This window comes from Ferrigenium sp. UT5 (assembly GCF_045866295.1).
Taxonomy (GTDB): Bacteria; Pseudomonadota; Gammaproteobacteria; order Burkholderiales; family Gallionellaceae; genus Sideroxyarcus.
On record NZ_BAAFRY010000008.1, the window covers coordinates 85,081 to 92,371 of the forward strand.

8 protein-coding genes are annotated in these 7,291 nt (G+C 47.7%); 6 read left to right on the forward strand and 2 right to left on the reverse strand.

The window, feature by feature from the left end:
• Nucleotides 1-26 precede the first annotated feature (26 nt).
• Together dnaN and dnaA are read right to left on the reverse strand one after the other, a co-directional pair.
• Nucleotides 27-1,136: a DNA polymerase III subunit beta gene (dnaN, locus tag ACKTSJ_RS04675; RefSeq protein ID WP_407897868.1), complete on the reverse strand. Its 1,110-nt coding sequence runs from the start codon at nucleotides 1,134-1,136 to the stop codon at nucleotides 27-29.
• Nucleotides 1,137-1,333: 197 nt separating this feature from the next.
• Entirely contained in the window at nucleotides 1,334-2,677 is a 1,344-nt protein-coding gene (gene dnaA, locus ACKTSJ_RS04680; RefSeq protein ID WP_407897869.1) for a chromosomal replication initiator protein DnaA, read from the reverse strand.
• 141 nt (nucleotides 2,678-2,818) lie between these two features.
• Between dnaA and rpmH the strand changes: the two genes are divergently transcribed.
• The 6 genes from rpmH to ACKTSJ_RS04710 form a co-directional block, all read left to right on the forward strand.
• Nucleotides 2,819-2,953 (forward strand): 50S ribosomal protein L34, encoded by a 135-nt coding sequence (gene rpmH / locus ACKTSJ_RS04685; protein WP_407897871.1) that lies wholly within the window; start codon nucleotides 2,819-2,821, stop codon nucleotides 2,951-2,953.
• Nucleotides 2,934-3,305 (forward strand): ribonuclease P protein component, encoded by a 372-nt coding sequence (gene rnpA / locus ACKTSJ_RS04690; protein WP_407897873.1) that lies wholly within the window; start codon nucleotides 2,934-2,936, stop codon nucleotides 3,303-3,305. The genes rpmH and rnpA overlap by 20 nt, the downstream gene beginning before the upstream one ends.
• Nucleotides 3,302-3,511: a membrane protein insertion efficiency factor YidD gene (gene yidD / locus ACKTSJ_RS04695; protein ID WP_407897875.1), complete on the forward strand. Its 210-nt coding sequence runs from the start codon at nucleotides 3,302-3,304 to the stop codon at nucleotides 3,509-3,511. The genes rnpA and yidD overlap by 4 nt, the downstream gene beginning before the upstream one ends.
• Nucleotides 3,512-3,532: 21 nt before the next feature.
• The gene (gene yidC / locus ACKTSJ_RS04700) at nucleotides 3,533-5,158 is read left to right on the forward strand and encodes a membrane protein insertase YidC (RefSeq protein WP_407897877.1); all 1,626 of its coding nucleotides are present in this window, start codon (nucleotides 3,533-3,535) and stop codon (nucleotides 5,156-5,158) included.
• Nucleotides 5,118-6,482: a tRNA uridine-5-carboxymethylaminomethyl(34) synthesis GTPase MnmE gene (mnmE, locus tag ACKTSJ_RS04705; protein WP_407897878.1), complete on the forward strand. Its 1,365-nt coding sequence runs from the start codon at nucleotides 5,118-5,120 to the stop codon at nucleotides 6,480-6,482. Before yidC ends, mnmE begins: the two co-directional genes overlap by 41 nt.
• A gap of 246 nt (nucleotides 6,483-6,728) precedes the next feature.
• A partial coding sequence (locus ACKTSJ_RS04710; RefSeq protein ID WP_407897880.1) for a DUF4372 domain-containing protein occupies nucleotides 6,729-7,291 on the forward strand: 563 nt, incomplete at its 3' end.

Genomic DNA, 7,291 nt, shown 5'->3' on the forward strand with positions numbered 1-7,291 from the left:
TTGCTTTCTGTTTCACGTGAAACATATTAAATACGCATCGGCATAACTACGTATTTGTAATTATCTTGCTTTGGAGTTGTGATTAACAGACTACTGTTTTGATCTCCAAAGGACAGTGTTACCTCTTCGGTACTCAAAAAACTCATTCCTTCAACCAAGTAAATAACATTAAATCCGATATCTAGGGCTTGGCCTGTGTATTTGATTTCAATGTCTTCTTGTGCTTCTTCCTGTTCACTGTTGCTACTGATAATTTGCAGGTTGTTTTCAGTGAGTAACAACCTGACTCCTCTGAATTTTTCATTTGAAAGGATTGCGGCCCGTTGCAAGGCTTGCATCAGCACCACTCGGTTTACCACCAAGTGATTGCTGTGGTTTGGAATGACGCGTGTGTAATCGGGGAATTTTCCGTCAATCACTTTGGATGTCATAGTGATATTGGAAAATTTGAATCTAACTTGTTTTTCAGCGAGCTCGATTTCGATCTCTGCCTCGTTGTCAGCCAGCAACTTCATCAATTCGTTCACGGTTTTGCGGGACAGTATGACTTCCAGTTTCGGATAATCCTGTTCCATGGTTTCTGCGATGAATGCCAAACGGTGGCCGTCTGTTGCCACCATTTTGATCGAATTACTTTCAATCACCATCAAAACACCATTCAGGTAGTAGCGAATATCCTGTTGAGCCATCGCGTGCTGGACTGAGTTCAGTAGCTTTTTCAGTTTTCCTTGTTGGATTCTGATTCTAGTCGCACCTTCCAATTGTTCAGTGAGGGCGGGAAAATCTTGGGCGGGAAGCGTCTGTAAACTGAATTTGCTTTTATTTGCTTTTACTTGCAGCTTGTTTTCCTGTGTATCCAGGTTAACGATACTTTCTTCCGGGATTGCTTTAAGAATATCCTGGAGTTTTTTGGCTGAAACGGTGATGGCTTCGGGCCCGCCGTTCTGGGGTAATTGGATTTCGAGTTGAACTTCGATCTGGATTTCAAGATCCGTACTCAACAAACTCATTCCACGCTCATTCTTTTTCAACAACACGTTCGATAAAATCGGCAGCGGTTGTTTTCTTTCAACGATTCCACCAACAGCCAGAAGAGGCTTCAGTAATTCGTTACGATTGATTTGTTTGATAAACATGTTTTTATCCTATTTCATTAATAACAATAGTAATCGCCGAAAATTCTGTGTGAAACTAAATTTAATCCAATAATTCAATGTCTAATATATGGACAAACATTGTGCTAAATCGCCAGTTTAAATGTTGATTGTTTGTGGATTGTTTTCCACCCAGTTTAAAAAAATTGATATATCAACAAAACAAACATCTTTTTCATTTATGAACGCAAGGTTTGATGGAGCAAATTAAATTCAGCCGCTATTGTTTCATCAGAGTTGCGTAAATTTTCGATTGTCTTGCAAGCGTGCAGCACAGTTGTGTGATCGCGTCCCCCAAAAGCATTTCCAATTTCAGGCAAACTAAATTGAGTCAATTCTCTTGCCAGTGACATGGCGATCTGGCGGGGACGTGCGATTATTCTAGTTCTCTTTTTTGATATCAAGTCTATGATTTTTAATCTGTAAAAATCAGCAACCGTCTTTTGAATATTTTCTATCGAAACTTGCTTATTTTGTGCTGCAAGCAAGTCCTTGAGGGCTTCTTTGGCTAGTTCGATTGAAATTTCGCTCTTATGAAATCGAGCATAAGCCTCAATCCGGTTAAGCGCGCCTTCCAGTTCACGAATATTTGATCGCACATGCTTCGCAATAAAAAATGCGACATCCTCACCAATCGGTTTTTCGCTGTGGGCAGTTTTCTGTAACAGTATTGCCACCCGCATTTCAAGTCCTGGCGGCTCGATTGCAACCGTTAAACCGCAGGTAAAACGAGAAGTCAGTCTTGGCTCTATCCCTGTAATCTCTTTTGGGAAAGTATCACAGGAGATTACAACCTGTTTGTTTGCGTCGATCAATGAGTTCAGCGTGTAAAAAAACTCTTGTTGCGTACCGGGTTTGTCCGCTATGAATTGAATGTCGTCAATCAAAAGCAAATCCAGGGCGTTGTAGTACTGCTTGAATTCATCAAAACTTTTGGTTTGAAAAGCTTTTACAACACCGGATACATAGTTCGTGGCGTGGATATAACAAATTTTTGCTTGCGGATTTTCTTTTGCTACCAGGTTCCCTATTGACTGCAGCAAGTGAGTTTTCCCCAAACCCACCCCACCATAAACAAACAATGGATTATATGATTTACCTGGTTTTTCAGCGACTTGCAACGCAGCCGCATGTGCCAGCTGATTAGCTTTTCCGGTTACATAGGATTCAAAAGTGAGTTGAGGGTTGAGTTTATTGCCTGTTTTAGTCAATTTAACAGGGGTCACTATTTCATTGTGCTTTGAGGGTGAAACCTTCTGTTCCAACAAAGGTTCGCGCCTGACTTTTTCCAGGCGCAGCTCTATTTCAGGGATGGAATCAAAGAAGGGAGCGGCCTGTTGAGAGATGTCCGCAAGAAATCTTTCTTGGATGACCCGCATCGTAAAACTATTTGGCGCAGTCAATACCAGACGATTGCCAACAACTTCAAAACGCAGGGGTTTGATCCAAGAATTGTATTGCTGCGCGGGAAGCAGTTCTTTGAAGTAGCGCTGGCAGTTGGTGGAAACAGCAGGAGCAGACATGCTTGAATTTTTAAGAAGCTTAAGGTCGATGCATTCTACAAGCTCTCTAAAAAGTTATCCACAATATAAATTAAGCTTGACAGAATGCGTCCTTGCCATTGTAATTGCGCGCTTTTTACAAATTGAACAAAGGATTAAACAATGAAACGCACATTTCAGCCTTCTGTCACCAAACGCAAACGTACGCATGGTTTTTTGGTTCGCATGAAAACCAAGGGTGGTCGTGCCGTGATTGCAGCCAGACGCGCAAAGGGCCGTGTTCGCTTGGGAGTCTAATACGCGCGGGCGATTTAATTTCCCCAAGCGGAGCAAATTGACACGCAGGGATGGTTTTGCCTCTATCTTGCAACAAAAGGCGCAATCCAATCAGTGGTTCGCCGTCTATTCGTTACCCAACCAAATTGGTCGTTCCCGCCTTGGTTTGACAGTGGGGAAGCGCTTTGTGCGCAAAGCTGTGCAACGAAACAGGATCAAGAGAATGATCCGGGAGTGTTTTCGCACACTAGACCGCGAGGGGGTAGAGCGGGATATTTTGGTCCGATTGCGATCTCACATCAATATGTCGGATTATCGTAATGCGCGTACCGCCCTATCCAATTTGATATACGGGCTTCTTCAAAAAAAATGAAGAAATTCCTTCTTGCTTTGCTGCGTGGCTACAAGTTTTTGATAAGTCCGATATTGCCCCCGGCATGCAGATTTCATCCTAGCTGCTCAGAGTATGCAGAAGAAGCAATTGTCAAACATGGCCCGATAAAAGGGCTATGGCTGGCAGTCTGGCGCGTGGCAAGATGCAACCCTTGGAGCGCGGGCGGTCACGACCCGGTTCCCTAGCTAAAATCAGGTGATATTCAAATGGAAACCCGGCGTCTTTTGTTGTTTATTGTTTTTTCATTCTCACTGATTGTATTGTGGGGAGAATGGAATAACCGGAACCAACCGGAAGCCAAATCGAGTGCTGAAGTTCCGACTTCACCCGTACCGCAACCCATCAGTCGGCCAGCAATCGCTACTTCTGCTCCGGTCAATGCTGATTCCATTGTGGCGGGAGAAAAAATCAAGGTTGTCACGGATCTGCTGGACGTGGAAATCAATACTGCGGGCGGCAATTTGCAACAGGTCGCCCTGCTCAAACACCATGAAGCGAAAGATACAAGCAAACCGATCGTCCTCTTGCAGCAACAGGACAACAGAACGTATCTTGCCCAATCAGGTTTGCTGGGGGAAGGTCTTCCTGCCCATTTAGCAAGCTTTCGTGTAAACCAAAAAGAATACAAACTGGAAGAGGGTGCCGAACAGATTGCGGTTGTGCTCACGCCAACCATCGAAAAAAATGTGCGGGTCAGCAAGATATACACTTTCCATCGTGGCAGCTATCTAATTGATGTCTCTTATAAAATTGAAAACACAGGGAATACGGCATTAACTCCATCGGCTTATTTCCAGATTGTGCGGGATTCTGGCACTCCGGAAGGGGCCTCGGCATTTATTCCAACTTATACCGGACCGGCTTTTTATACGGATGCCGAAAAGTTCAAAAAAGTAGAGTTTTCCAGTATTGAGAAAAACAAGCCAGCCTTGCCTGCTGCTTCTGACAACGGGTGGGTAGGCATGCTGCAACATTATTTTGTATCGGCATGGATACCTCAACAAGGCGCACAACGAGAGTTTTACGCCAGAAAACTGAATGGTGGGCTATTCTCTGCAGGGTTGGTGATGCCCGTGCCGGAGATCAAACCAGGCGAGCACACCCAAATTTCCGCCCGGTTCTACGCAGGGCCCGCCCAATCCAAGCTTGATGAAATCGCTCCGGGCCTCGGGTTGACTGTTGATTACGGGATTTTTACCATTTTTGCCGCCCCCCTGTTTTGGTTGATGTCTTTCCTGTATGAATGGGTAGGCAACTGGGGTTTGGCCATCATTTTGTTGACGGTGTTAATCAAACTCGCCTTTTTCCCGCTGTCAGCGACCAGCTATCGCTCCATGGCGAAAATGCGGGTGTTGGCTCCCAAGCTCGAAAGGATCAAGAAGCAGTACGGTGAGGATCGCGAGCGGCTCAACAAAGAGATGATGGAGCTGTACAAAACCGAAAAAATCAATCCTTTGGGGGGATGTTTGCCGGTTCTCATTCAGATTCCGGTATTCATTGGGTTGTATTGGGCGATTCTGGAGAGCGTTGAACTGCGCCATGCGCCATTCATAGGCTGGATCGTGGACTTGTCGGTGTCCGACCCTTATTACGTATTACCTGTCATCATGGGCCTCAGCATGTTGCTGCAAAGCCGGCTCAACCCGGTACCAGCAGATCCTCTGCAAGCAAAGATCATGCAGATCATGCCGATCGCTTTCAGTGTGATCTTTTTCTTCTTCCCAGCCGGACTGGTGTTGTATTCCATCGTGAACAACATCCTTTCCATCGCCCAGCAGTGGTATATAACGCATGGGGCTGAAATGGCACAAAAGGGTGTTGCAAAATCCTGAAACCATAGCCGCCATTGCCACCGCACCCGGCCAGGGTGGAATTGGGGTGGTGCGTCTGTCGGGGCGCGACCTGGCCAAATTTGGCCAAGCGCTGCTTGGCTTCATGCCCCCAGCCAGATATGCCCGCTACACTCCCTTTTTGGATTCAAAGGGAGCCATTATCGATCATGGCATCGCGCTTTACTTTCCTGCCCCAAATTCCTATACCGGCGAAGATGTTCTTGAATTGCAAGGACATGGCGGCATCGCTGTTACACGCATCCTTTTGAATCGCTGTATCGAGCTCGGGGCGCGACTCGCACAACCTGGAGAGTTTACCCAGCGTGCTTTCTTGAACGGCAAGCTGGACCTTGCCCAAGCTGAAAGTGTCGCGGACCTGATTGCGGCAACCACCGAGCAGGCGGCGCGAAGTGCTGTCCGTTCTCTGGAGGGTGATTTTTCGGCGGCGATCCATGCGGTTGTTTCAATGCTGATTGAACTTCGTGCCTACATTGAAGCAATGATTGATTTTCCGGAAGAAGGGGATGTGCCGTTATCAGGGCAGCATTTCATCAGGGAAAAACTCGAAGCTGTTCAGTCGCAACTCACCCATATCCAAACACTGGCCAGACAAGGCAGTATTCTGCGTGAAGGCGCGCATATTGTCCTTGTCGGCCCACCCAATGCAGGCAAATCCAGCTTGCTTAACTGTCTGGCCGGAGAAGAGGTGGCGCTCGTCAGCGATATTCCCGGGACAACGCGCGATGCGATACGCGAGGTTTTGCAGATCAACGGAGTGCCGCTACACGTGATTGATACTGCGGGCATACGCCAAACTGACGACAGCATCGAACTGATGGGCATCACCAGGACGCGGCAAAACATGGCAAAGGCTGACTTGGTTCTGGTGTTGATTGATGAATCAAACCCTGTCCATCTTGAAGCTTCTTTTATTGCCGAGAATCTAATGATGGGCAGACCTGTAATCTTTGTGCACAACAAGATCGATTTGACTGGCGAAAAATGTTGGGTCGAAGAGCGAGAGGCGGGGGTGCACATCTATCTTTCCGCCAAAACTGGGCAGGGTGTGGATGAATTGAAGGAAATCATGCTCAGTCATGTCGGCTGGCATCAGGAAGACGGTGTTTTTATGGCGCGCGCCCGGCATTTGAAGGCAATTGGCGAGGCGCTGGAAAACGTGAGAGAGGCGATGCACAGCAAACTGTTGGAATTGCAGGCCGAATCGTTGCGTCAAGCCCAACGCGCCTTGAATCAGATCACAGGTGAGTTTGTAGCGGACGACCTGCTGGGTGAAATATTTGGAAAGTTTTGTATTGGGAAGTGAGTATTAAGCGAACGTTTCACGTGAAACATTCGTTTTTGCTGAAAGCGGCCTTGTTGTAAGATGCGCGCCCAATTTTTATAAACGATGAAATGGATACAGTAGTGTCCGGTTAAATTAGTCATTCTCGCCACGAAGCTCAATAACGGGTGGGTTTGTGGCGCAAATATTTTGGTGCCGATTTGAAATCAGTTTACCCATATTCCGGTTCAAGTAACGTCCAGTGGTCGATTCCGCTGGAGGTGAGCTATGAACATGGGCAAGACGCTGTTCGCGCAGATCATGGAGTTCGTACCGTGGACCAGTTTTGCGCGCATCGTGGCGCGCTACGGTGGAGATTCCGGGGTTCGCAGCCTGGCCTGTACCGAACAATTCCGTGCCATGGCCTTTGCGCAACTGACCTACCGCGAGAGTCTGCGCGATATCGAAACCTGCCTGCTGGCCAACCAGACGAAGCTTTACAGCATGGGTTTTCGCGCACCGGTCAAACGCTCGACGCTGGCCGATGCCAACGAAGGGCGCGACTGGCACATCTGGGCCGATTTGGCCGCGCTGCTGATCAAGCGGGCGCGCAAGCTGTACTGCAACGACAGCTTTGGTATCGAGCTCTCCAACACGGTGTACGCGCTGGATGCCACGACCATCGACTTGTGCCTGTCGCTGTTTCCATGGGCGCCGTTTCGGACGACCAAAGCGGCGGTAAGGCTGCACACCTTGCTGGATCTGCGCGGCAACATCCCCGCCTTCATTCACATCTCGGACGGCAAGATGCACGAGGTCAATGTGCTGGACATGCTGACCTTCGAAGCGGG

Bases quoted from the DNA above. Each gene is read 5' to 3' on its own strand.
- yidC (WP_407897877.1), top strand. From the start codon at position 3,533: ATGGAAACCCGGCGTCTTTTGTTGTTTATTGTTTTTTCATTCTCACTG.
- dnaA (WP_407897869.1), bottom strand. From the start codon at position 2,677: ATGTCTGCTCCTGCTGTTTCCACCAACTGCCAGCGCTACTTCAAAGAA.
- mnmE (WP_407897878.1), top strand. From the start codon at position 5,118: ATGGGGCTGAAATGGCACAAAAGGGTGTTGCAAAATCCTGAAACCATA.
- dnaN (WP_407897868.1), bottom strand. From the start codon at position 1,136: ATGTTTATCAAACAAATCAATCGTAACGAATTACTGAAGCCTCTTCTG.
- yidD (WP_407897875.1), top strand. From the start codon at position 3,302: ATGAAGAAATTCCTTCTTGCTTTGCTGCGTGGCTACAAGTTTTTGATA.
- rpmH (WP_407897871.1), top strand. From the start codon at position 2,819: ATGAAACGCACATTTCAGCCTTCTGTCACCAAACGCAAACGTACGCAT.